The organism is Haloarcula salinisoli (genome assembly GCF_019599405.1).
GTDB lineage: Archaea > Halobacteriota > Halobacteria > Halobacteriales > Haloarculaceae > Haloarcula > Haloarcula salinisoli.
Map to the genome: position 1 here is coordinate 85,289 of NZ_RKLQ01000004.1, position 23,604 is coordinate 108,892.

A 23,604-nucleotide genomic window follows, 5' to 3' on the forward strand; every position below is an offset into this window, starting at 1 on the left:
AGACCGTGAAAATCCTGATATATAGATTTCCTCCTTACGCAAAACTCAGTCGAGACACACCAGATTTTGAGTAAGGGGCTGCAGAGACACACACCAAATTTGGAGTAAGAAATGGAAGAGAGGTGAGGTCGGAAAGAACTGCAGTTAGAACTATGCTTGTTGGTTAACAGCTTCTATATCTACAGGTGGAGCAGGCCGAGTGCCTCGGGGTCTTCAGAAGACTTCGTCTTCCGTGATGACGAGACGCGATGCGTCTCGAACCACTTGACCCAGAGGGTGAAGGCCGTAAGCTCAGGGTGTTCCACTTTCACTGTGGATGGCTGGCATTCAAGATAATCGCACTACTACACTGGTACTGGAGCGAATGACCGACGCACAGGCTCTCGTCAAGACGCTGGACTTCCAACTCGACATCCAGAGTGACAACGAGGGCCTGCTGTACGACGCCACGGTCGAAGCCCGCCGAGTGTACAACGAAACCATCCGACTCGCCAAAGAAGGCGTGGACTGGGACGCCATTCCCGACAGGGTAGCCGACGACGCTGACCTCGTGAAGAACACTACTCAGCGTGTCGTTGCGAAGGCACTCGGTGCGATGGAGAACTACTACGAATACGACGACTTCGGCCAACCGAGCCACACCAAGGGCGGAACGTACCCGCTTCGTGCGAACTACGAGGAGGGGTACAACCTGTCGCTCACCGACGACGGCGACGTGGCGTTCCGAATCAGCGCGAAGCCGTACAAGCACGTCAAAGGCGTTCTCGAAGGTGACGACGCGCACCTCGATATTCTCAAGACTGCCCTCACGAGTGATGAGTGGAAGGTCGGGACGGCTGAAGCCCTATTCCACAACGACAACCCCGAGTTGCACGTCAACGTCACCAACACCAAGCAATCCGTTCGAGACAAGCAGGACTCACGGACGGTTGTCGGTGTGGACGTGAACGAGGACAACGTGGCCCTCACCGCTCTGTCCGAAGATGGCGTGGAGGACACGCTGGTTATCGACTTTCCCGAAATCAAGTTCGAGCGTCACCGCTACTTCACGATGCGGAAGCGCGTCCAGAACGCGGGGAAGGACAGCATCCACGACACGTTGGAAGGGTGTGAGGAACGGTTCGTCCGCGACCGACTCCACAAAGTGAGCCGTCACATCGTGGAGTGGAGCCAGCAGTTCGAGAAGCCGTGCATCGTCTTTGAAGACCTCAAAGAGATGCGCGACAGTATCGACTACGGCACGCGGATGAATCGACGCTTGCACCACCTCCCGTTCCGCGCCCTCCAGTTATATACGTCGTACAAGGCGTCGTTCGAGCGCATCCCGACTGCGTGGATTAACCCCGAATACACGAGCCAGCGGTGTCCGATGTGTGGGCATACGGAACGGGCGAACCGCAACAAAAAGCGGTTCAAGTGCCGGTCGTGTTCGCATCAAGACCACAGCGACCGTGGTGCAAGCGTCAATATCGCTGTGAAAGGCATGAAGAAACTCGATTGGAATGTGCCTGCTCTCAATAGCCTTCCCGTTGTTCGGAAGGTGCGACGGCAGGCATCGGGGGCTGTGGACGCCCCGACCGTGACCCACCCAACCGTTCGAGGCTATCAGGCCGATGGTCGGATGGGAGTGTCCGACTAAACCACGGGAAGCCTCGGGGCTTGACCTCGAGGCGGTTCACTACACTACTACTTACTAGAATAGCTAGACTAGAGAGACACACCTAGTTTGGAGTAAGAAACCCTCTATAGACACCAGTATCCGACCCCCTACCCCACTGGCTCTACATTCCTTAGTCAAAATCAGGTGTGTATGTCGTCTGCTGACCCTCCAGATACTGATATTTCACTTGGCACAATGGCCGCTTCCATTACCTGCCAATTTGTTACCCCGAGGCGGTGTGGGGTTGATGCCTGACTGGAATTACTCCTGAGTCCAGTGGCGCTCTCTCTCTAAGTCAACACCGGGGAAGTCTCGGTCAGGCTTGTCACACTCCCACTCCGCTGTCTGCTCCATTTGCGGCTCTCCCTTTCTCTTTTATACAATACCACAGTACAATGTCAGCAAACTCACCCACGTGTTCTGACCAGCAGAGCGCAGTGACGCCCAGTGAACAGAGCGCCGATGGATTGGCTGAACAAACTTCACAGAAGAATGACTCGCCAGCTGTACCGATAGCCGACCTTCTGAAACAGGAATCTGTCCTTCGGTTCGCTGGTCTCACTGAACACGACTCTCAGGACTATCCAAACGAACTCGAGAGTAACCTGTGGTGTCGGTCGAGTACTCCACGGACGTTCAAAGATGTCGTAAAGGCACTCCCAGCAGCGTCTTCTGGTGAACTGTGGGCGACAAACGAGTTTATCGGGACTTCCGGAGACGTTGATATCGACGCTATACGCTCCGTCGAGGGGCTGGATATCGAGGCTCTGGAACGAGGCACTGGCTCAGCTCTGGAGACGATAGCACAACAGTCGGCTGCTGAACCTGTAGTAGAAGTACAGGACCACCAGGACATCGTCGACGAGCGACGAAAAGCGTTGCACGCACTCGGCTACGATGTCAAATTCCGGTGGCAAATCGCCAGCGACTCATACACCATCATCAATCCACAAGAGGCGTATCTCCCCATCATCAGCGCACTCCAGCAACGTGGAGAAGATGACGTATTCGGATGGGCTTCCTACCGGGATTGGGGCGGACTATTGAAGATGGTCGTCATCTGTCCGAGTCTTCGCCGTATCGTCTCTGCCGGTGAGGAAGATCTGGAAGAACTGGATGGCGATGGTCTCACAGCTGCCACCCTCGAAGACGAAGCTCCGGAAACAGTGGTGTATGGGGGCTTTCAAACTGGCTACGATTTCCGGGGGACACAGACACTCTGGGCACGGCCTATTCTATTCTTCCCTGCTTCTGGAACTGTCCTTCCCGACACGGGAAAGCGATACACCCGCCGTCACTACGGAAAGGCCACAGATGCGGCTCACGAACGGGCAAACAATCGGACTCCTATCAACGACTGGTGGCGGTCGATCTACGACGACATCGATACCCGGATGGTCACAGTCGAAACGGCAATTCAGCGGTCGCGGGCAATCGCGTATGACTTCGACGAACTCCCGTTCAGTCTGCAGGAGTGTTACACGTACTGGGGGATCGCGAAGAAGTACGCCGAGCGGGCGGCGAATCGAGCACAGACAATTGCCCGTCCGACAACTCGCCCAACCGTGTTCAATATCCAGTTGTCGTTGCTCATTGCGCTTCTTGAAGAGTATAACGGGTCGATGGCTTCGAATTCCTATCAAGAGTATATCGAAGTAGCCGGCGAGCTCTACCGGACGCCGTCGATGATGATTCAACTGGCCATGCAGGAGCACGATAGGCAAACTACCGATTCAACTGACCGAGTGCTACCTGAGGACCAGCAGACTCTATCTGATTCGTTAGAAGATCTCATCGACCTTCCTGGAATCTCCGTTGACTCGGAAGTGGACCTCTCGAACAAACAGGCGCAGCGTGTCCAACACGGTGTTCAGCGGCAATTGGACCACCTGGGATGACTGACTCTGCAGCAGCACGATGATACTATTTTATAGATTCCGCGGAAAATATAATATATGTCTGAGAGTCCTGCTCGACACTCCCATCCCCTCGATTTGATGCTCGCAGTATCTGATGTCGTGGTGAATAAGCGGTATGCCCAAATCTACGCTCAAGTGCTTACACTCGATACCCCGACTGTCGAGGAGCTCTCTGAAGATCTTGATAGTTCGACCACCACTGTCTATGAAGACATGAAGCACCTAGTCGAGAGTGACATCCTTGAGCGCGTTACTGAAACGCAACCACACCGATATCAGGCCCGAGAGATCGATCTCAACGTCCAAGCCGGAGATGAAACCTACGAGATTACGCCGGCGCTGTTCGTTGCTCTAGCTCGCAGTGAAACGAATGAGAATCTTCGATTGTTTATAGACCGTCACGGCACAGGCGGGCTTGCAGGCGCACTCGAGTACGCTCGTAACTACGTTCAGGGTCAGATGAACGCCCGAATTATGGCACGCGAGCAGGATATACCGGTCCTCGAAGCGGAGACCATTCTACAGGAACTGCGTGACGTGCTCCTCGATGTCGAACCGGATCGAGAACAGAGTCCAGATATCGAGGAGTTGGAAGCCGAAGTTGACGATAGAAATTAGGAGTGAACGGCGTCAAATTACGCCGTACCCCCGGGGACGCCTCCCAAATTTGGAGGCAAATTATTTTTGCGAGCAACTGTAATCTCTAACCATGTCTCAGGAAGTCGAAGACGAAACTACGGTGAACGAGAGCTACTCGGTCACGGTTCCAGCAGCGGTACGCCGAGAAGCAGGTGTTGAGGCAGGCGATAAACTCCGTTGGCACGTCGACGAGGATGGGACACTCTCTGTTAAACTCGTGAAGCAACAGTACGGGGCATTTTCAGAGCTAGAGCCAGTTGATGTGGGTGAAGCAACTGACGCCGCCGAGGACCACGATCTCATCGCTGGAGACTATTGATGGCCGCAGTCGTGGTTGACGCGAATGTTCTCATTGCCGCCCGACTGTCTCGCGACCAGAACCACGAGCGCGGTGTCGCTATCTCCGAAGCTATCGATCAGGGCCAACTCCCCACAGCATATGTCCTTAGTGATGTCCTCGAAGAGGTCATCAATTATCTGCAAGCCCGGGGTGGGCATGACGTCGCTACTGAGACGCTGGATGCACTCATCGAAAGTAGCGGATTCTCACTCAAACAGACACCAAAATCCGACTTTGACGCCGGCCGTTCGGTGTTCCGTCAGTACGAATCCCTCTCGTTAACTGACGCTGTTATCGTGGCAGCGATGCAGCGTGAGAACATTGAGTATCTCTACAGCTTCGATGACGGATTCGACGGTGTTCCTGAGATCACTCGTCTCAGCACGCCGGACAATCCGTTTAACCAATAGACACAGTAGTTGGGACTTGCAATTCAGCGGCTCTGTTGAGATTCTTCGTGGCCAAAGGGCCGATACAGTGAATCGTTCGACACAGTTGTAGAGGTTATAAACCAACAACCCGTTCTGCTTATTAATGGAACCGGCTGAGATGCCGTACGAACCCGGTGAGGTCGTCCATGTTCGTCACAATGGGGAATCCGAGGGGCGGACGCATCGCTTCGGCTGCGAGGTTCTGACCGTTTCAGAGGCCGACGAGGTTAACGACTACGCGTATTCGCTTTTCTCGTTCGGCTGGGAGCGGGTCCTTGCTACGGATTATAGACACTCGCAACTCTACCCGTCACCTCGGGGATATCCGAACATCGACGAGTTCCTTGGCGACGGGTACGTGCAGGGCGAGAGGCTTCTGGGAAAGTTCAAGCGGCGCGATTTGGAGGTAATCAATGAGTGCCTGGCGGTGGTGGACAATGAGGAAGACGCGACAAAGGATTGGTTCAACGAGCTGCGGAAGGAGGATGTCGACCGCATCAATTCTGTCTTTGCGGAACTTGTGCTGTTGTATCACCTGCGGACAGTTTACGGGCGTGAACGTGTGTCGTTGAACGCGTGTGTTGGCGAGAAGGATTTTGATCTGCGCTTGACGACGGAAGAGGTAGACGTCTGGATCGAGGTGACGAAGCCGGACTTCGCTGATTCTCTGTCCGATAGTTTCGGGTGGGGGCTTCCGAAGACAACGCAGAACTCCATCGACCGCAAGCTCAAGAGCAAGTTTGAGGAGGCCCGCAATCGTGCTCCTGAGGATGCTGTCCTGATCCTTGGAATATACTGCGAGGTGCAGATCAACCAGGGCTTTGCGATGGGGCAATGGCTCGACGAGGAATATTACGACGTTGGCGAGATTTGTGATGGCTGGCTTTCCTACACCCACCTGATCGACACGCAAATCGGGTATCAGTCCTTCACAGACGCCGGTGAACGATGTCGGGCTCTGTTTGACCGGATGGTTGAGGAGTGAGACTAGATTCCTGCTCGGTTTTTCCAGCACCGGTGGCCGCAGCACAGTATTTTTTGCCGTCGATGTGCGGCCGATGACGACCCCTTCGGACAGGCAGTTCTGAATGGTGAATTCATTGGTTCGCATTCGTACAAAGCGGTCAGCCCACTTACTACCGGATAATACGATTTCGACAGAAATAGCCCAGCGAATGACTGGTTCAAAGCCGAATTTATGCCTCCCTGCTGGATGAGGTGTCCAGAACACGCCTCCACACATAGACGCATGTCTACCAATTCATCTACGACACAGACGAGTAGCGATGGGTCGCCAGAGGGACAGCAGATTCTCTCCCATCTGGTGAATCGACTCCTGCGAGCCGAAGGAGGGAGCGTACCTGTCGAACGGGTCACGCTCAGAGTCTCGGATTTCACTGACTTGAGCGACCAGCAGGCAGCGGACCTAATTGACGAAGGAGAGAAGAGCGGCATCTACACACTCACACGCTCGAGTAGCGGTAGCGCAACTATCGACAACGTCGTTTCTCAGGGAGAGGAACCCGAAGTGATTACTGCCGCATTTGGTCAGCGTCAAACAGACGGCAATACAGACTTCCGTATCCTCGGTGTTGTAACCGATTCAATCAACGATGCACTTCAGGATGCCGGCTACACTGACTTTCGGGCGCTCTCGGAGGCAGACATCGACGACCTCGAACACTTGACTAATACCCTCACTGAGAGCCGTGCTGAGGCTATCGTTGCGGAAGCTAAGCAACACGTTCCTGTTGGTCATGCGCTGGCCGAGCGAGCGGCGTCGTACTATGCCCAGCGAAGCAATCCAGCAAGTGGCGTCGGTGAGGCCCGCGTTACTGATCTAACCAACATTACAGAGACAGTCGGTGAGCCCCGCTATCTCTCTAAAGGATGGGATGCTGGGGATGAACGCGGGATGTACGTCTCTGATGTCGGTCGCAACACGACTGAGCCCATTCCGACTGGATTGCACATCCTCGATAATCCGGACTACCCAGGTGTTCCCAAAGCGGAGACTCATCCCGATGCCAGCTACGATGCCCTGCCTGTTGATGAGGATGGGGAGGTTATCCCTCCCGCTGTCCCGATAGATCCGCGTCTTCAGCTGCCACTCGACGAACTCATTGCGAAGAAACTCGCACGAGGGCTCGTTCCTATCCGAGTGGTAGGCCCGCGAGGGTCGGGGAAGAACTATCTTATCAAGTACCTCTGCCACAAGACAAATCGTGGCTATCAGTCCATCGACGTGGACCGGGCGACAGAACCCGAGGACCTCTTTGGGCCACTCATTCCCGACGGCGACGTGATCGTCCCACGCAACGGCGCCGTGAAACAGGGGCTGATCAACGGCGATACAATCGTCATCAACGAGTTCCCTGTTATGCAAGCCGGAGCAGCGATTGCGCTGCACCGACTTCTAAACGAGGGGACGCTCCTGGTCAAGAGCCACGGCGAACTCGTCGAACCACACCCCTCGGCGCGACTCATCATCACGATGAATCCGCCAACCAGAGAATACAGAGACTCGGAACCGATGAACTCGGCGACGAGGGGGCGCTTTCGGTCGTTCGAGCAATCGTACATCCAAGATATCGACGAGGAAGTCGAGACATTGTATCCGCAGGTCAACGGTGACACCGAAGTTGTTGACCGTACGACGCTGAAACGGATCGTCCGATTTGCTCACAAGACTCGCGAAAACGAGAACTGGCCGACTCTCAGCACACGGAATCTCACAATCCTCTGTGAACACATCGAAGACGGCGCGTCACCGAAAGCCGCTACAAAAAATGAACTCTGGGCCGTGGCAGAACCCAATCAGTATCCGGAAGATGCTCACGAGACGCTGAACGATATTTTGTGAATCTGCCTACGGCGGGAAGGGAGGTAGCCACTATCCGTCGTCATACTTACTCGCTCATCCTCTGTCTATGTCACGTACTGCCGGTCTATCTCTGAGGGGCGACTGAGCCGTGTAGGCTTGCAAAAAGTGTATGCACCACTTTCAGTTTCTACCCCCTCGTGGTCAGATAGTCGTTGAGCGACGTTCTACACGCCCATTGTTTACCGCGACGGCGTCTTTCCCTTCTAGACGTCCCACAATCTCCTGTACGTCCGCTGCAGGCCAGTCGAGTTCCTGTTGTAAGTCGGTCACAGACTTCGGCTCATCGAGGACGTGCAGCACTTCGAGTTCCTCGTAGACGCGCTCGGTGATCTCCGCAACGGTATCGTGCAATGGTGTCGTGAGGTTGTGTTCTTCGGTGAGATCAGCCAATGCTTCGTTCACATACGTCACGAACAGTTCTTGTTCAAGCAATTCGACTTGCGTCTCTAGCTCCGCTTCGACGATGTCGAAGTCGAGGCCGGTCTGTATCAACGAGAACATATCTTCGATGTCATCCACCCGACCGGCGACCGCTTTGAACAGAAAGATATCTTCTGGACTCACGAGCTCAACGACGAGATTTCCCGGGTCGAGATACCGTTCGCTCCGCTCACGAATGCCTGGTGAAAGGATTAGCTTGCCGATCACCTGCTGGTTGAAGATGTCGATGCGACACCCATCATCGTTCTCGAGGATGCGTTGGGCACCGAGTTCTTCGTACTCTTCGTCCGGTTCCTGAACGATCTCATATCCAAGTTCGAGAAGCACCACCTGTAGCTGACTCAGATCGTCGCCAGAGGAGACGATAAGATCGATATCTTTGGTCGTCTCTTTGAGTTCGCGAAACGCCATCGATCCTCCGCCAATCAAGAAGACGAAAAGTGGATCGTCCAGCTGCTGGCCGATGCGCTCGAGTTCCGAGCGAATGTATGAACTATCAAATCGCGCTCTCATGGCGTCACCTCGTACTCTGCAGCCAGTTCCTGGAAGTCATCCCACTCGGGAAGACGGGATGTCCGCTGGTCACCGCTGGTGTCGAGGTATGTGCAAAGATCGTCGACGACGTCGTCGACGCCGTACTTGGTGGCCTGAGCTCGGAGATCATCCCTGTCGATACTGGTGTGACTGAGCAAGAGTAGGCAATATGACTGAGCCCGTGCACCCGAATCAATCACGAGCATATGGCAGCACAATATTTCCGGTGAGAGTTCACTCGTCGACTCCGAATAGAGGTAGTATCGGCGGTCACGTGCCAACAGCGGCAGGCCATATCGCTGGAATTGGTCCGGCCCTGTCGGAATGAAGTGTTCTTCGGTAATCTCAGTCGTCGTTTGGACCAAGAATTCATCGAGGGATTCCCACAGAATGGTGTACGTGTCGGTCTGTTTTTCGACAGTCTGTCGGTGGACGTGATGGGCAAGCTCACGAGCGAATGCACTCAACTGTTCGAAGCCGTCATTCAGTGTATACGCGCCGTTGTCGGTTTGGTAAACGATTCCGCGATGCTGAAGCGGGGAAAGCGCACGGTGGACGGTACTCCTGTGGACATCGGTGTGACGTGCGAGATCAGTTACAGTCTGTGGGGTATCGAGAAAGTAGCAAACACGGAGAGCAGCCCCAGACAACAGCTCCGGCCAGTCGATGTGTGAATACTGCTGCGTGAGAGCGGCGAGTAACTCGAGTGCTTTTGCGTCCGATAGTCGAATCTGCTTTGTTTTTCCTTGTCGACGTGTCTCAACGAGTCCAGACGTTTCGAGCTGTTCGACGAGTTCTGAGGTATAGCTGAGACTTTGATCAAGATTCGCCGCGAGCTCAGAGACCGTCTGCTCACCGCGGAGGGCAGTGAGGGCGCGAACCTCGCCTTCTGTGAGCATACTGTTGCATACTAGCGAATCGATATATAAACCACTTCGGTATTTTGCAACTCCAACTGCTATTTCACAGAGTGTTTGTTGCCATCGCCGAACTGATAGCAGGTGTTCCCACCAGTGCTGAATTAGAGAGCGAGGGTCGGTCAGTAAAGGCTGTGCAGTGAGTACGAGTGTCCGCCGAGCGGAGCGAGGCGGTTCACCGGACACGAGGAAACGAAGTGACCGAGCCGTCCGGTAGTTTTTCCCATGTTTTTGCGAGGAGTGGTGCGCGAAGCGATAGCGAGCGCACCCGACGAAGTAAAAAGTGGGCATACCTACTGAGCAGATAATTCAGTAGTCTCTGAGTGGTACAAATTCAGGCATCGTGCTGACTACACTGTTTATATTCCGCACCAAAGCAAAATTTGGCGAAAAGAATATCTTTCAGGACCGGCTGGTTTGTGTCCCCCAACTCACAGAGGGCGTTCCATTCAGGAGTTTTCAACCGTGCCGCAATCCGCCACTAAGCTCACCGCAAGGAGTATCGTCAACGAACTCAATCCCCAGGTGACTGAAGTTACTCGCCTGTCGTCCCAGCGGGCTGACCGACTGCGAGAGTTTATCTGCGGCCATCTACCTCCCGACATATCGGTCGCTGTCCGAGTCTCACTGGGTGTGCAGACCGCAGCAGTGCTCCCTGCCGACGTCGACGCAGTTGTCTCATCAGATGCGACTGAAATCGAACGCGTTCAAGCGGAGGCCCTCTTAGCCGATATCGATGCAGACTACCTGGTGCTGATAACGGGGAATGAGGCCGACTTAGACCGAATCCCACTCAACGACCAGCTCACTGCCGATCATGCACACCAGTTCGGACTCGCATTTCACGAACTGCTCCACATCCTCAAAACCGCTATTAGTGGCATCGGTGACCTCATCGAAGCTAACGTCGAATCCCAGTTCCACGAGCAGGTTCACGACCTCATCAATCTCATCGAGGATGGGGCAATCGAGTCAGAAGCGATTCACGGCGACAATTTCAGTGACAACGCTGGCATCCGTCTGGAATTGACTCGACGTCTCCACTCACAGACGCCAGAGGATTTACCTGCGGACAAGTGCCTCAAATATTCTTTCTGGGACGCAGTGACTGGATATCTCTACGACAGAGCTATCTTCGAGACTGGCACAATCGACTGCTTGCTCAACCCGAAGGATACACGACTCGAGTTCTTGACCGAGGCCGATAGAGATGCGTTTCTCACTGTCCAGAAGCAGTTGGATGAGATGGTCGACAGCGCCCTGAAAATACGGAGCGCAAGTCGAGATGATACCGACCACGGACATGATAAGGCCGCTTCACTCCACAGAGCACGGGTCGTAATCGACACCTGGAACAATGCCATCGAGCCGTTGCTCGAAGTAGACGACGAGCCCAAGCAAACTTCCAGCGAAGACGGTGCTACCGCTCCGGAAGTAGACAACAATGCTGCAAGGGGTGCTGAAGCAACCCACGAATCACAAAATGGTGATCGAGATGCAGATTCGAGCCGAAACGAAGGGAGGTTGTCAGATTCACAGACGAAAGAACCCGCTGGTGAACAGGACGAGAATTTCGACACGGACGTTACACTCGACCGTCAAGCCACGGAGACCTCTGGACAGGATATCTTTGAGCAGCCGCTGATTACACCTGAGCCTGATTCGACCAAAGCGGGGAGGTTAGATCCGTCTGGTGGAGGCGGCGGAATTGAGCCAGAAGCTGCTTTGGCATCGAATAGTCCCCTCTCCCAAGGAAGTCCAGAACGATCGTCGGATAATTTGGATAATATGGATAATCCGAGTTATCAAGATACTGTAGATGACCGGGCTGAGGACGAAACTGTTGAACCACAAACGAAGGCGCAGGCAATCGCACAAGCGACAGAACGTGCAAGGGAGACACAGCAGGCCGATGATGGTCATCGTGGGCAAGATGCGGTAGACGATGGTGACGACAAGCTGGAGTCAACGGCGAGTCAACTCACACTCGATACTTTCGAGCGAGACAGCCAACAAACCTCTGGAGATAGTCCACACTCCGAAAGCAAGGAAAGCACCGGCAAGGGGGACGAAGGTACAATCGATCTTCCAACTCCCAATTTAGCCGGCGCGACATCATCACCCGACGCTGAGAGCAACAGTGGTGACGCGGAGATGGACCAGAGTGGCTTAGATGAGAGTATGGCTCCCGAACTGCCAAGCGTTGCTGAAATCCCGTCAGGACCGGCTCACGGCCAGCAAGAAGATAGGTCCTCGAGAGGAGATACCGAGACCTTCGAGACGGCGCTCTCTCAAGACAAGCGAGCAGCCCACGGTGAAGCCACAAGAAATGGTATCGATGAAGAGGCCCTCGAAATTGAATTCGAGGCGCTAGCGGACCACTTTGCTCGTGCTACAGGAGAAGAGCAGGAGAAATCGTCCGCTCCCTTAGAACAAGATGAAGGCTCGGCAGGCGGCCCCGGCAGCCTTGAGGAATTGAATGTCTTGCCAGTGGGTGGAACTCCCGTTCCGAGAAACGAGTGGGCTGACGTAGAGAAAGGTGCTGAGCGGGTCGGAGACACGCTCGATATGTATCTCAGGTTAGATCGGCGAAAGAGTGTTCGTCGAGGACTCACAGCCGGCGCGTACGACACCAAGGCAGGACATCGGTTGGCAATCGGAGACCCTCGTGTGTGTAAGAGTCGGACCCTCGGAAACGAGAAGCAGTACTCCTTGGTCCTTATTCTCGATCGGTCGGGGTCGATGCGGAGAGGGACACCCGCAAAAATTGATGTCGCCACGAAAGCCGTCGCACGATTCGCTGTCGCAGCCGAAGGGCTGGGAATCAACGTTGCAATCGTCGACTTCATCGACAACGAAGCCCGTCTTGCCAAGCCGTTCAGTGTCGACAGCAGGCACCTCCAGGCAACGTTGCTCGATACCTCCTGTGGCGGTGGGACGCCTCTGGCAGACGCTATCTCACTTGGGAACCAACTAGTGGAAACACAGCGTGACGAGCCGCTTATCATCACAATGACGGATGGACTCCCCAGTGACAGCGACGATGTCGAAGTTCAGATTCGGGACTCAATCGCTCCAGTCTGTTCGCTGACGCTCGCAACGGATTGTACCCCTGGGTCTCCTCCAGCTAGAGCAGAAGAACTAGCCCCGTATTTCGAGCGGGAGTCAGTAATCTACTCGGCCGAACGGCTTGATGATCGGCTCGAACAGTTCGCGAGTTTGCTCGCGGGCTTTTAGCCCCAGTTAGACGTCTGAGATCACCGCTAGTTTGTGGCCCCCAGTGGGGTGAGGGCGCTTCGTCCGAACTCCATGAGCAATCCGACTATCGAATCTGCAGACGACCGTGTGCCACCGCTCTCGTTACCAGCTGGATCTCTCTCCCGTAGCGACCGGCGGTATGGGTACGAGGTAGGCGTCGATCCGCCAGATATCGAACCCATAGAGCATCAAATCCGTCTCGATTTCATTAACGGCGAGCGGATTCGGTCCGACCACCTACTGAGCGATTACAACCATTGGACCTACGATGCTGATGATCCGTCTACCGACCCTTGGCTCCGAGGGCCGGCGAAACCGAATGGGCTGCAATTAGCTGAGGAGTCCTGTCTTTACCGGGTGAAAGAAGAAGAACGCTTCTTCGAATGCCCAGAGGACAGCGCTGTGATAGCGGATGCCCCAGTCTACCTTGCAGCACAATTAGAGGAGGTCAGAGAGCACGACGACACCGAAAGCGCACTCGAAAAAGCGAGAGAACGACGCGTAAACTGGTACCGAGAATCGATTCCCGGTAAGAATCTGTACCAGATACTCAAGAAGTCGTCATATGGGACGCTCATCAGTGGCGGCAAAGGGCCATCACTGGCCACTGCTGCATTGACCGAGGACAATGTGTTTGAGGGAACAGTCGTTGTCAGTGAGGATACGGACCCGAAAAAATACGCCAGACAGCAGAACCTCCCGGAAGAGTTCGTCTATCGTGAGTCAGAATTCACCCATGCGGATTCGGATCCTGCTCCCTCTATCGTGGACTTTGGAATCGAATTGCCTGCACCACTCTTGATTGGTTGCTTCGTTAACGGCAGTCGGTATCCCTTCATTCCCTGGGGAGATGGATTGACCTGCTCCTGCCCGTACAAGCATGACCAGGCGTGGCGGGTCATGTGCAAACACGAATTGCTTGCGAGCAATATCTGTGGGTTCGAATCGTCATCGATCTTCATCCCGAGTGTCAGGGGTATCGATATTCCACATCGGGCACGGCGATTCGTCAGTCCCGAAATTGCTGCGACGCACCGATCGACTACAAACTGAGCCGCCTTTCATTTGTACTCCCATGACTACATTACTGGACGACGATATCCGAAAGAGGGTCACCAACCCTCTCGATTCGGTTCACCAAGAAACCGGAGACACCCCGTTTCGAGTGTTTTCCGACTGGGTCAACCTAACACTCGCTAGCTTCACCGGTGATGAAGAAAACTATCTTTCTTCGAGGAGAGAATCCCGTCGTTTACGACGGGAGTGAATCCGATAACCCTGACGCCAACTCCCGCCGATAGCAGCCCGGATATTCAACGATAATCCGGGCCATTAAGTAATATTACCGACATAGGCTATGTATGGCGATTGAGGCCACTCGAACCTATGTTGGTTCCATCCAGAACCACCGGCAGGTCTGTGGCGGCCTCGATTCGCTCGGTGATTCCGCCTCCAAAATTTGGAACGTCGCGCGATGGACAGCAGAACGCATCTGGGATGCAACTGGCGAAATACCAGATGAGGGCGTGCTGAAATCGTACCTGAAGAACCAAGCGTGCTGGAAAGATTTGAACGCACAATCCAGTCAGAAAGTCATCGAAGAACTTTCGGACGCTTTCCAGTCATGGTTTGACCTGCGACAGAAAGACGACACGGCGAATCCGCCCGGCTACCGCAAACACGGCGACAAACGACCACGGAGCACGGTCACATTCAAAGAAGACGGATTCAAATACGACGCCGAGAACAACCGCGTCCGCCTCTCGAAAGGCTCGAATCTGAAAGACCACTTCTCGGACTTCCTCCTCTGTGAGTACCAGATGCGCCCGGATGTTGACCTCTCAGAAGTCAACTCGGTGCAGAACGTCCGAGCGGTCTGGAACGGCGACGAATGGGAGCTGCATTTCGTCTGCAAAGTTGAACTCGAAACGAACGACTCAGCAGGCGACGGCGTGGCAGGAATCGACCTCGGCATCACGAACATCGCCACGGTTGCCTTCCCTGACGAATACGTGCTGTACCCCGGCAACTCGCTCAAGCAAGACAAGCACTACTTCAAGCGTTCTGAGTACGATACTGAAGGGGAGGACGGCCCGTCTGAGAAGTCGATGTGGGCACGGCGAAAACTCACAGAGCGTGAGACGCACTTTTACCACACGCTGACGGATGCCATCATCACGGAGTGTGTCGAACGCGGTGTTGGCACGCTGGCGGTGAGTTGGCCCGAAAATGTGCGAGAGTCGGATTGGGGCAAGACCGGCAACAAGAAGTTGCACTCGTGGGCGTTCGACCGCATCTACCAATACCTCGAATACAAAGGCGAGATCCGTGGCGTTGAGGTGCTGAAGGAGAACGAATGGGGAACCAGTAAGACCTGTTCACGGTGTGGTTCCGAGCAGAAGTCGAACCGAAAGCACCGTGGTCTGTACGTCTGCTCGTCGTGTGAATTGGTCGGGAACGCAGATTGCAACGGGGCGGAGAATATGCGGCAGAAGATAACTCCGAGTCCTCACGGCGAGGATAGGAGTAACGGCTGTGTGGCACAGCCATCGACATACTTGTTCGACCGCGAGAGCGGGACGTTTCGCACGAGAGAGCAAGCCGTGTCGTAGACCAGCAAATATCCCACCTTCGGTACGGGAAGCCTCGCCGTTTACGGCGAGGAGGATGTCACCAGAAGATACTCAGCCGATACAGGATCGACGGATTCGATGAGGATGCTGTAGACCAACTAGTCAACCTTCATGTCGAGGCTCTCGGAGGGTTAGTCCTCGGGTTGGAAGAGTCAAACGAGGATATTCTGGGAGGGGTGTACGAACACTACGGCCTTACTAGCGACCGCTTTGGTCAGTACTTCACACCAGGCCCGGTGAGCCGAGCGATGGCAGCGATGACTATTCCAGACGACGGGGAGCTACGAGAGGCAACACTTGATGATCCACTGGTCATCGGTGACATATCCGGGTGTGGGAGTGGACGACTCATTGTAGACACTGCTCGGCAGTTACGGGCAGTTGCCCCCGAGGTTCCGGCTGTCTTCCTTGGATACGAAAAGGATTCGCTGTGTGCAAAGATGGCAGTAATCAATTGCGTACTCAACGACATCACCGGATACGTTCTCCTCGGTGACGCTGTAAACTACCCTACTCCCTCAGCGCATACGCGCCTCGGTGCTTGAGTGTAGGGCTTTGATGTGGACTCCCGGCAATCAGTCACCGGCAATAGGCTGGTGACTCTCGCCGCTCAACGTCCCACCATTCAGACGCACGTCTACTGGTGCGTCTCCGGTCCTCGACGTGGGCGAGGACCGGAGTCTGTGTTTCCGCTTCCGGGCGTATCGTAGCCCGATGTTCTTCGCGGCGTTATAGTCCGCGTTGACCTCGTAGCCGCACTTCTGGCAGTGAAAGTGTTCGCCATCACGGTTTGCTTCGTGCGTGAACCCACAGTCTGTCCGAGAGCAGCGCTGGGACGTGTGGTTCGATGCAACCTGCTTCGCCGTAACGCCGCGTTCGGCGCCCTTGTACTCGACGTACTCGACCAAGCGACGGAACGCCCACACGTGATGCCACTTCGCCTGTGGAAGTCGCTCTCGGATGTCCGTTAAGTCCTCGAACACGATCACGTCGCAATCATGTTCGACGGCTTCAGTGACGATTTCGTTGGCGACAGTGTGGATGTACTGCTTTCGCCACGATTCTTCACGCTTACCCAGACGAAGAAGCGCGTTGTGCGCAGCTTGCGTTCCACGCTGTTGCATCTCACTCCGCCGTTTCTCAAACTCACGGCACCAATGGTCGTATTCATCGCCCTGCCAGAACGTACCGGTTGAAGCTACTGCGAGGCTGTTGACGCCGAGGTCGATACCGAGGACTGTTTGGTGCTCGGTATCTTCCGAAACCTCAGGCTTGTCATCATCAGAATCGTACTTCCGGGTCGTGATGTGGAAGTAGAACTCGTCAGTTGCCTTATCGTATTGCAGTGTGCTCGCCCGGAACTCGTACTCCTCCGAGAGAACATACCGCTCGTAGGGGGTCGGACTGTCTGCCGGAAGCTCAAAGTCGCACTCAACGCGCCCGTTAACGGTCGAGAGGGACACACGGTTACGATAAAACGTAGCGCTCCGCTTATCATAGAGCATACTCCATGACGTGAACTCAGGCTGACTCACCCGCTGGCCTTGCTTCCACCGTTCGACACATCCATTTACGGCTTGGACGGCGCGTCGGATGGCTTCTTGAACGAGATTCGCGGTGAGGTCGGTTTCCACGCGGAGTTCCCCGTAGAGCGCGTCCCGTGCAGTTGTGTTGGCCGTTATACATTCTGTGTAAGAGACGTCAGACCAACAGAAATCTGCAGCACGGTTGGCGCAGTGAAGGAACTGCTGAGCAGATTCGTGGAGATCCTCATGTCGCTCGTCGGGAACGACAAGTTTGACGGGCGCAGTACGCCGGACCTCCATGTTTCAGATTTGGGCTTAACGGTTCTTATACATTCGGGGGTCGGGTAGCTACCGTCGTACAGTTATCTCGTCCTTCGTCGGTTTCCCCTCCGACCTACTCACTCGCTTTGCTCGCTCCTTAATCTCGTAGGCTCTACATCAAATCAAGCTGAAACTCAAGCCTCAGAAAGTGTGGTCAGCTGGAACAGGACGGATGCTCAAGGGGGAACGACCAGTATCCGTATTGACTGTTGAAGAGACGGATTGGGTTGTGTCACGATTCTTCGGAGAGGAAGACAGAATCGCTGCTGAAGAAACCTCACAGGGATCTCTTGTCGACTTTGAACTCGGCTAGCCGATGTGGAGAGACTGAAATCGCCGATAGATCGGGTTGTAACGGTTGTAAACTCCTCTATTATATGCGGAATCTCGACGTATTGCAAACCGTGAATGTCGCCCAAAGATATCCCACTCTCAGTCCTAAATCCGATGTCGAAGTCGATTCTTACAGGATACTAACAATAATGGATGGTCCAGGAGTGACAGGGTTAGAGCGGTATTGGCTCGGTTATTATCGAGAAGATCTACACGACGATGATGGATCGTTTCTGGCACGGCCAGTGGGACATCACGAGCTACCCCACCCGATGACACGACCTGAAATCGAAGACTGGGCACTTGACCGGTTGAGTATTCCTGACGACGCGTTCTAGAAATTGGGAGTATCAGATAGAGTTTGAGTCGGTAGGTGGTCCCACCCTCCGCAAACGACTCTGGTTTATTTTCCGCGGGCGGACTGGCGGGACAGTGACGGCTATCCAGTTGCGCCGTTGACGGAGTCTTTTCCGCCGATGGGGATACCATGGTTACAGAGAATACTAAGAAAAGCAGCTGCACAGAGCGATCGTTTGCGGTCCATCATCAGAGTGTATTTGTGGAAGATACGGCCAGCTCTGACGGTAGCGGCGAGACTGAACTGCTCGAAATCGATGACACACCCTTCGAAACCACACTGTCTGACCACGGGCTGGATATCGACACACAGGCCAGAACCCCACGAATCGACAGTGGAGGGAGCCAAGAGTTCATCGATGACCGACCGTTGTCAGCTATCCGGGCGAGCAACGGAGGGGACGGCACAGAGGGGAGACAAGAAGCACTTTTCGTCAACACCGAGGTTGACCAGCGGACGTTGGGTGGCGGCCAAGCCAACGCCAGGTGCCTGTTCGAAACTGAACCTCGACAGAAATCCAGACTCAATGCCGATGAGGAATAGCTTGTATCTCCTGCAGGTTTGTCTCACCCGACGAGATGATGGCTTCGAGAAGTACAGATAGGAAACCTGGCCGGGAACAGCAAGTCTACGATGTCGTAATCGAAATAACTCTGGAAAATACCGACCGAGGGGTAGCTGATGAGTTCTCGATGGCACTGCAGATTAGGGAACTCGACCTCGCCTCAATCGAGGTGATTCTATCGGTGGTTGCGCCAAACCAATGCGCTGCCTACGCCAGAGGGAACGCGCTAGCCCGGGCCGTACTGGATGCTGCCGGTCTCGTCGATGCATATCGTATCGGAGACGTCTCTCTAATCGAGGTACGATGATGCTCGTCTGTCCGGAGTGTCTGGAGGGTAAATTCTCGTGGGTTGTCGAACAGGTTCAGTTCGGTGCAGTGTACGAACTGGAGAACGGGGGATACACCGAAGAGACTTGGAAAAACGGGGATATTGTGGGTGACGACATCGCTGACAACGGGGTATTCTGCTGTAGGTGCATGGAAGCTCGAGCCCACGAAGATCTTGTCCCGGCAAAAGGGGCTACTGACGACGCTGCAGTCGGGGCAGAATAAGGCCGGTTTCTACCTGTGTAGATCCAGTAGTGTTAAAAAACGGTTTTCAGAGCTTTCTATCAAGCCGTAGGATGTGTGAAACGGACTCAACCGAGATAGATGCAGGAAATAGATACTAATGAATGAATCCTTCCCAAAGACAGAGAGTGGTGAACCGGATTACGAACAGGCGATTGCGGAATTGACGTTCGACGAAGCCACCCCGGCTTCGCCAGTGTATATCTCCGATGGTACGGAAACGCTGGGAGTTACCGGTGTGGATGAGAAGAGCGGCTCAGTCCGGTTGGAACATCACAGAGGCGGAACTGCGACAGCCGACATAGAACAGCTCTGGAACGACTGGGTAGACGGGGGACTCATTTACAAGCAAAAGCGATTCCTGAACACCGAAGAGAGCGTGTATAATACAGAGACACATGCGCCAGTCGCTCGAACGGTTATTGCTGACGCACTGAGTATTGCCCGAGATGAGCTGGGGGATCTCGAATCACGTGCACCTGAGGGTGGTCCCTGGACAGAAGATGTTCGTAATACCATTACCCAGTTGCAGATGGCATTAGAGACGGGTGCAGAGCGGTAGCAATTGGATTTTGGCGGATTAAGACGTACCAGAGTACACGATTTCGGCAATCTCAGCATAACGGAGCGATCCAGCACTACGCTGTGGAGAACTTCGGAACGTGAGATACAACTGAATTTGTCAGCGACGAGCCTGTGGGCCGCCAAATACCCGGTTACACCTTCATCATGGGAAACTCCATTACTTCTAAGAATGTCGCGTCAGGGTCGACTGTTCAACCTGAAAGACGCTCAGAGGTACTCAATGACCACACCGATGTCGCCGAGAAAGTCGCACGAGCCCGACAAGCAAACTATGTTGCATTTCTGTCTCGGCACCCATTCGCGACAGACGCATATGAGGCAGGCTTCGTGACCGGGATTCGTGAAGACTGTAGCCTGCAGACAAATGCTCTACGTAACGTCGACGTCCCAATACTGATGTTGGATAATGACTTCAAGAATCCAGACCTGCAGAGATATCTGTCGCGATTTCGGGAGATCGAGCCCGAAATTGGTGTCGTCGGAGACGCACGTTCAGCCGATGAGGCACATATCTTAGTTGAGGAGGCCCGTAAGCTGAAAACAGAGTACCCAGACTCAACGCTCATCATAGTCCCAAAATGCCACGAGGCAATCGAGATCATCGGTTCAGCCGATGTACCGGGCACAGAGATTGTATTAGGCTACTCAATGGGATACTCAGATATCCTGGCCTCAGACTTCTCGGACTACTCGGACTGGCGTGGACGGCGTGTACACCTGCTAGGAGCAAGCCCCACCAAACAGTGGGAGGTGATTCAACAGTTGACCTCACCAACATTGTTCGGCGATCCACCTGCAGATATCGTCGGGCTGGATTGGAACGGTGCGCACAAAGTCGCCTACATCGGTGAATATTGGAGTCGGGAAGGCTGGCAACGAAGCGACCATCTCTCCATCAGGGAAACAGTGAAGAAGAGCCTTCGTGAGATGCGCTTGTTCTGGAAAGAACGCGGTGTCTGGCCTCGTGAGGGGACGACCCCGGTTGACCGTTTAGGTGAGGCTGTCCAGGTGCCAGACGATGAGGTGTTTGCAAACGGAATGCACATCTCTGAAGCGGGTGACTACGAGGGTCCGGATGATTGGGAGGATCGACTTGACCCCGAAGACGATGAGACGATACCACTCGAACATGCAATCGTTCACCAGTATACCGACGGCAGTATCCGGGCATTTCGCTCAGAAACCGAGCGGGTATACACCGAATACCACGAGGGCTTGATTACGCCGTAGACAGTCCGTAGATAGCAAAACCCACAATCACCACAGACTGTGGGCGAGCCTGTCAGCCATCAACTCTGCAAGGGGATTGATAGCGTAAAAGAAGAACTCCACTGTGCCGAATTTGTCTCCCCTAATAGAGGTGAGGGCTTGAATTCAATGGACTCTATCACAGCGTCACAAACCGCTTCTCGACCACCCGGTTTCTCAGAGGAAAGCATCGCGCACATCCGCCGTGTAAAGCACCTTCGCGCTATCGTCAGAGAAGATCTCGGTCCGGATGTTGAGTGTGGCGGTCTGGAACAAAAAGTAGCCAGTTCACTGTATCACCACCATCCGTCGATTCGGCTCGAAGATGCACTGGAACTGAAGTGCCATCTGAAAGAGCCGTCTACGGAGGGTTCGACAGACTCTGCTATCAAGGGCATCGTCGACGAAGCTTGTACACTACTGGAGAGCTGGGGTCGTCTCGGTCAGACCCAGTCTGAGGACCCGAATGCAGCCTTTGACTACTAGTGACATCCTCCCCGTCGTAAACGACGGGGCTTCCCACACGGTGGGAATGCCAGTCAGTCGTCGCTGGCAGTGGGTTTCGACTCTTGAAACGTTGTGAGTGTCATCTGCGAGGGTGTCTCGCTCTGCTCACACTGAGTCGTGGCGGTGTCACAACCGCTCCCGTCCTGTGGCGAGTCATCGCCTGCTTGTTTCCACGGCAGACTCTCTCCCCACGGGTCTACGCGACGTGCGATGTTCGCACTCGCGTTAATATCTGCTTGGAACGTCGATACGTGGCACTCTGAGTTCTTGCACTTGAACTCGGCTTGCCGAGGGCGATACCCGATGTGCTTGCACGAGTGGCACGTCTTCGAGGTGTACTGCGGGTGAACGTACCTGACTGGAATCCCGGCGTCCTTCGCCTTGTCCTCGATACGTCCCTGCAAGCGAGCGAAGGCCCACGAGTGCAAGCGTCGATTCATGTACTTCCCGTAGTCCAGTGATTCGCGGATGTACGCCAAGTCCTCCATCACGATAACTGGATTCACGAACTGACGAGCATACTCCACGGACTCACGAGAAGCCTTCTCGATGATGTCAGTGAGACGGTTCTGGTAGTACGAGAAACGTTCCTCGATACGCCACTCAGATGCGTCACGCTCTTGGAGTCGCTTGAGAGTAGTGAACATCTCTTTGCGGATTCGCTTGGCTTCCCTCCCGTTGATGAGGAGTGGTTTCGTGGGAGTGTCGTGTTGGAGGGCACAGCCCGTGACCAACATCGACTCGCCAATATCGAACCCAACCCGAGTCGGATTCTCGGGCAACTCAGAAGTGTCCTCGATTTCGTATTCAACAGTAACGTGGAGTGTCCACGTCTTCTGGTGTTTCTGCAAGCGAAGTTCGCCCACTTTGGTACTCGATTCCTCATCGAGCATCTCATCCCACAACTCCCCTTGTTCGGGATTCAAACGGAGTGGTATCCAGAAGTTGGTTCCCCGACCGGGTTGCGGAACGTTCCAACAGATTTCGTACTCACGCGATGTGTCGCGGTCGAACTTCCCGGCTCGATTCACGAATCGGAGCGGGTGTTCGTCGTCCAACTCGTTGGCGTTGTACGTGTTGTGGAGTTTCGGGACGTAGGATTTGAGGGCGTCTTTCGCTTGGTACGGTAAGTTGTACGGTGTCACCACTTTGTTCGTGGCGCTCATCGTCTCACAGTCTTGCTCGAAGGCATCGTGGAGTGCGTCTCGGTATTCGGACAGCGTTTGCTGGAGGCGTTGCTCTTTGCACCACGTTGGGGGTGCGAGCGTGGCTTCCAGCGTTTTATTCGCCGTCTGAGTCGTTGACATCGTAGCCTTCGGATTCGAGTGCTTTGCGGAGGAGTTCGGGGTACGCTCGTGAGTGGCGTATCCCGTGGTCCCGGGCGTATTCCTTCAAGGCTTCGTGAAGTGGCCCGCCTCGCTCCATATCGAAGTCGGCCCTCATCCATCAAAACGTAAGAAGTAGCGTAAGTTAAAGATAACGGTCGGCATTCGGATTGAGCGTCAGAGCGTGGTTTGTTCAGGAATTGTCGATTCCCTCCCGGCCTGAAGGCCGGGATTCCCTCCTTGAAGGAAGATGGCCACTGACCAGGCGGTGCTTGAAACGCTTCCTCCAGAGAAACTTCTCGCTGCTACAAGATTACGTGTCATCAGGGCAGCGATTCGAATGTTTACCGAGGTAGAGAGTCTCGACTACTATATTTCTCACGAGAGAAATAGTGGAGGACGGGAGGGGATACTCAGAATGCTTCGTGACCGGAAAAACGAACTCAGTGAGGCATCCGGCGGAAGCCCCCAAGATGGAAAATTGAAACAGTATCCAACAAAGGCCGCCCACACGGAACCATTAGAGATGATCCACACGGAATACGAACCCCGTTTGATACGACGAGAGTTTGCACCGGACTGGAATGAGCTATAGATAGTCGTGAGAAGA

General features: G+C 54.4%; 21 protein-coding genes. 17 read left to right on the plus strand and 4 right to left on the minus strand.

All coding sequences use genetic code 11. The features are described 5' to 3' along the window. Window positions 1–364: 364 nt before the first annotated feature. The 7 genes from EGD98_RS17635 (at window position 365) to EGD98_RS17665 (ending at window position 7,852) form a co-directional block, all read left to right on the plus strand. Window positions 365–1,639, plus strand: a complete 1,275-nt coding sequence (locus EGD98_RS17635) for an RNA-guided endonuclease TnpB family protein (RefSeq protein ID WP_220589717.1) — start codon at window positions 365–367, stop codon at window positions 1,637–1,639. A 416-nt stretch (window positions 1,640–2,055) separates the two neighbouring features. Next, window positions 2,056–3,558, plus strand: a complete 1,503-nt coding sequence (locus EGD98_RS17640) for a hypothetical protein (RefSeq protein ID WP_236039600.1) — start codon at window positions 2,056–2,058, stop codon at window positions 3,556–3,558. 57 nt (window positions 3,559–3,615) lie between these two features. Further along, window positions 3,616–4,197, plus strand: coding sequence for a DUF7437 domain-containing protein (locus tag EGD98_RS17645; RefSeq protein WP_220589718.1), 582 nt, complete (start codon window positions 3,616–3,618; stop codon window positions 4,195–4,197). 91 nt (window positions 4,198–4,288) lie between these two features. Then, window positions 4,289–4,537 carry an AbrB/MazE/SpoVT family DNA-binding domain-containing protein gene (locus EGD98_RS17650; protein WP_220589719.1) on the plus strand — a complete coding sequence of 83 codons (249 nt, stop codon included), beginning with the start codon at window positions 4,289–4,291 and terminating at the stop codon, window positions 4,535–4,537. Beyond that, window positions 4,537–4,968, plus strand: coding sequence for a type II toxin-antitoxin system VapC family toxin (locus EGD98_RS17655; protein ID WP_220589720.1), 432 nt, complete (start codon window positions 4,537–4,539; stop codon window positions 4,966–4,968). The genes EGD98_RS17650 and EGD98_RS17655 overlap by 1 nt, the downstream gene beginning before the upstream one ends. 124 nt (window positions 4,969–5,092) lie before the next feature. After that, a complete protein-coding gene (locus EGD98_RS17660; protein WP_220589721.1) occupies window positions 5,093–5,974 on the plus strand; it encodes a hypothetical protein in 882 nt (293 codons plus the stop codon). A 417-nt stretch (window positions 5,975–6,391) separates the two neighbouring features. Then, window positions 6,392–7,852 carry an AAA family ATPase gene (locus EGD98_RS17665; protein WP_236039601.1) on the plus strand — a complete coding sequence of 487 codons (1,461 nt, stop codon included), beginning with the start codon at window positions 6,392–6,394 and terminating at the stop codon, window positions 7,850–7,852. 162 nt (window positions 7,853–8,014) lie between these two features. Here EGD98_RS17665 and EGD98_RS17670 read toward each other — a convergent pair whose 3' ends face one another. Both EGD98_RS17670 and EGD98_RS17675 read right to left on the minus strand, forming a co-directional pair. Then, a complete protein-coding gene (locus tag EGD98_RS17670; protein ID WP_220589723.1) occupies window positions 8,015–8,827 on the minus strand; it encodes a DUF6036 family nucleotidyltransferase in 813 nt (270 codons plus the stop codon). After that, window positions 8,824–9,747 carry an ArsR family transcriptional regulator gene (locus EGD98_RS17675; RefSeq protein ID WP_220589724.1) on the minus strand — a complete coding sequence of 308 codons (924 nt, stop codon included), beginning with the start codon at window positions 9,745–9,747 and terminating at the stop codon, window positions 8,824–8,826. Before EGD98_RS17675 ends, EGD98_RS17670 begins: the two co-directional genes overlap by 4 nt. A gap of 651 nt (window positions 9,748–10,398) precedes the next feature. On the opposite strand from EGD98_RS17675, the gene EGD98_RS21205 reads away from it, so the two are divergent. From EGD98_RS21205 to EGD98_RS17695, 4 genes are all read left to right on the plus strand, one after another. After that, window positions 10,399–13,002, plus strand: coding sequence for a VWA domain-containing protein (locus EGD98_RS21205; protein WP_220589725.1), 2,604 nt, complete (start codon window positions 10,399–10,401; stop codon window positions 13,000–13,002). 72 nt (window positions 13,003–13,074) lie between these two features. After that, on the plus strand, window positions 13,075–14,076 hold the full coding sequence (locus tag EGD98_RS17685) for a hypothetical protein (protein ID WP_220589726.1): 1,002 nt from the start codon (window positions 13,075–13,077) through the stop codon (window positions 14,074–14,076). A gap of 308 nt (window positions 14,077–14,384) precedes the next feature. Next, window positions 14,385–15,635 (plus strand): RNA-guided endonuclease InsQ/TnpB family protein, encoded by a 1,251-nt coding sequence (locus EGD98_RS17690; RefSeq protein ID WP_220589727.1) that lies wholly within the window; start codon window positions 14,385–14,387, stop codon window positions 15,633–15,635. Between the two features lie 164 nt (window positions 15,636–15,799). Next, a complete protein-coding gene (locus EGD98_RS17695; protein ID WP_220589728.1) occupies window positions 15,800–16,201 on the plus strand; it encodes an N-6 DNA methylase in 402 nt (133 codons plus the stop codon). 30 nt (window positions 16,202–16,231) lie between these two features. On the opposite strand, the gene EGD98_RS17700 is transcribed toward EGD98_RS17695, so the two are convergent. Next, the gene (locus EGD98_RS17700; protein WP_220589729.1) at window positions 16,232–17,482 is read right to left on the minus strand and encodes an RNA-guided endonuclease InsQ/TnpB family protein; all 1,251 of its coding nucleotides are present in this window, start codon (window positions 17,480–17,482) and stop codon (window positions 16,232–16,234) included. Between the two features lie 841 nt (window positions 17,483–18,323). On the opposite strand from EGD98_RS17700, the gene EGD98_RS17705 reads away from it, so the two are divergent. The 5 genes from EGD98_RS17705 to EGD98_RS17725 all read left to right on the plus strand — a co-directional run bounded on the left by EGD98_RS17705 (window position 18,324) and on the right by EGD98_RS17725 (window position 21,144). Continuing rightward, the gene (locus tag EGD98_RS17705) at window positions 18,324–18,737 is read left to right on the plus strand and encodes a hypothetical protein (protein ID WP_220589730.1); all 414 of its coding nucleotides are present in this window, start codon (window positions 18,324–18,326) and stop codon (window positions 18,735–18,737) included. 38 nt (window positions 18,738–18,775) lie between these two features. After that, window positions 18,776–19,066 (plus strand): hypothetical protein, encoded by a 291-nt coding sequence (locus EGD98_RS17710; protein WP_220589731.1) that lies wholly within the window; start codon window positions 18,776–18,778, stop codon window positions 19,064–19,066. Next, window positions 19,063–19,311, plus strand: a complete 249-nt coding sequence (locus tag EGD98_RS17715) for a hypothetical protein (RefSeq protein ID WP_220589732.1) — start codon at window positions 19,063–19,065, stop codon at window positions 19,309–19,311. Before EGD98_RS17710 ends, EGD98_RS17715 begins: the two co-directional genes overlap by 4 nt. Before the next feature lie 118 nt (window positions 19,312–19,429). Further along, entirely contained in the window at window positions 19,430–19,891 is a 462-nt protein-coding gene (locus EGD98_RS17720; protein ID WP_220589733.1) for a hypothetical protein, read from the plus strand. A gap of 305 nt (window positions 19,892–20,196) precedes the next feature. Beyond that, window positions 20,197–21,144, plus strand: a complete 948-nt coding sequence (locus tag EGD98_RS17725; RefSeq protein ID WP_220589811.1) for a DUF6610 family protein — start codon at window positions 20,197–20,199, stop codon at window positions 21,142–21,144. A gap of 557 nt (window positions 21,145–21,701) precedes the next feature. On the opposite strand, the gene EGD98_RS17730 is transcribed toward EGD98_RS17725, so the two are convergent. Further along, window positions 21,702–22,976 (minus strand): RNA-guided endonuclease TnpB family protein, encoded by a 1,275-nt coding sequence (locus EGD98_RS17730; RefSeq protein ID WP_220589734.1) that lies wholly within the window; start codon window positions 22,974–22,976, stop codon window positions 21,702–21,704. 268 nt (window positions 22,977–23,244) lie between these two features. On the opposite strand from EGD98_RS17730, the gene EGD98_RS17735 reads away from it, so the two are divergent. Next, the gene (locus EGD98_RS17735) at window positions 23,245–23,589 is read left to right on the plus strand and encodes a DUF8129 domain-containing protein (RefSeq protein ID WP_220589735.1); all 345 of its coding nucleotides are present in this window, start codon (window positions 23,245–23,247) and stop codon (window positions 23,587–23,589) included. Window positions 23,590–23,604 lie beyond the last annotated feature (15 nt).

What these genes read in the sequence shown, in the direction of transcription:
- EGD98_RS17635 (WP_220589717.1), top strand. Translation starts at nt 365, where the DNA reads ATGACCGACGCACAGGCTCTCGTCAAGACGCTGGACTTCCAACTCGAC.
- EGD98_RS17655 (WP_220589720.1), top strand. Translation starts at nt 4,537, where the DNA reads ATGGCCGCAGTCGTGGTTGACGCGAATGTTCTCATTGCCGCCCGACTG.
- EGD98_RS17645 (WP_220589718.1), top strand. Translation starts at nt 3,616, where the DNA reads ATGTCTGAGAGTCCTGCTCGACACTCCCATCCCCTCGATTTGATGCTC.
- EGD98_RS17730 (WP_220589734.1), bottom strand. Translation starts at nt 22,976, where the DNA reads ATGTCAACGACTCAGACGGCGAATAAAACGCTGGAAGCCACGCTCGCA.
- EGD98_RS17715 (WP_220589732.1), top strand. Translation starts at nt 19,063, where the DNA reads ATGATGCTCGTCTGTCCGGAGTGTCTGGAGGGTAAATTCTCGTGGGTT.
- EGD98_RS17690 (WP_220589727.1), top strand. Translation starts at nt 14,385, where the DNA reads ATGGCGATTGAGGCCACTCGAACCTATGTTGGTTCCATCCAGAACCAC.
- EGD98_RS17640 (WP_236039600.1), top strand. Translation starts at nt 2,056, where the DNA reads ATGTCAGCAAACTCACCCACGTGTTCTGACCAGCAGAGCGCAGTGACG.
- EGD98_RS17670 (WP_220589723.1), bottom strand. Translation starts at nt 8,827, where the DNA reads ATGAGAGCGCGATTTGATAGTTCATACATTCGCTCGGAACTCGAGCGC.
- EGD98_RS17710 (WP_220589731.1), top strand. Translation starts at nt 18,776, where the DNA reads ATGGCTTCGAGAAGTACAGATAGGAAACCTGGCCGGGAACAGCAAGTC.
- EGD98_RS17700 (WP_220589729.1), bottom strand. Translation starts at nt 17,482, where the DNA reads ATGGAGGTCCGGCGTACTGCGCCCGTCAAACTTGTCGTTCCCGACGAG.
- EGD98_RS17650 (WP_220589719.1), top strand. Translation starts at nt 4,289, where the DNA reads ATGTCTCAGGAAGTCGAAGACGAAACTACGGTGAACGAGAGCTACTCG.
- EGD98_RS17660 (WP_220589721.1), top strand. Translation starts at nt 5,093, where the DNA reads ATGGAACCGGCTGAGATGCCGTACGAACCCGGTGAGGTCGTCCATGTT.
- EGD98_RS17735 (WP_220589735.1), top strand. Translation starts at nt 23,245, where the DNA reads ATGGCCACTGACCAGGCGGTGCTTGAAACGCTTCCTCCAGAGAAACTT.
- EGD98_RS17720 (WP_220589733.1), top strand. Translation starts at nt 19,430, where the DNA reads ATGAATGAATCCTTCCCAAAGACAGAGAGTGGTGAACCGGATTACGAA.
- EGD98_RS17705 (WP_220589730.1), top strand. Translation starts at nt 18,324, where the DNA reads ATGGTTACAGAGAATACTAAGAAAAGCAGCTGCACAGAGCGATCGTTT.
- EGD98_RS17685 (WP_220589726.1), top strand. Translation starts at nt 13,075, where the DNA reads ATGAGCAATCCGACTATCGAATCTGCAGACGACCGTGTGCCACCGCTC.
- EGD98_RS17675 (WP_220589724.1), bottom strand. Translation starts at nt 9,747, where the DNA reads ATGCTCACAGAAGGCGAGGTTCGCGCCCTCACTGCCCTCCGCGGTGAG.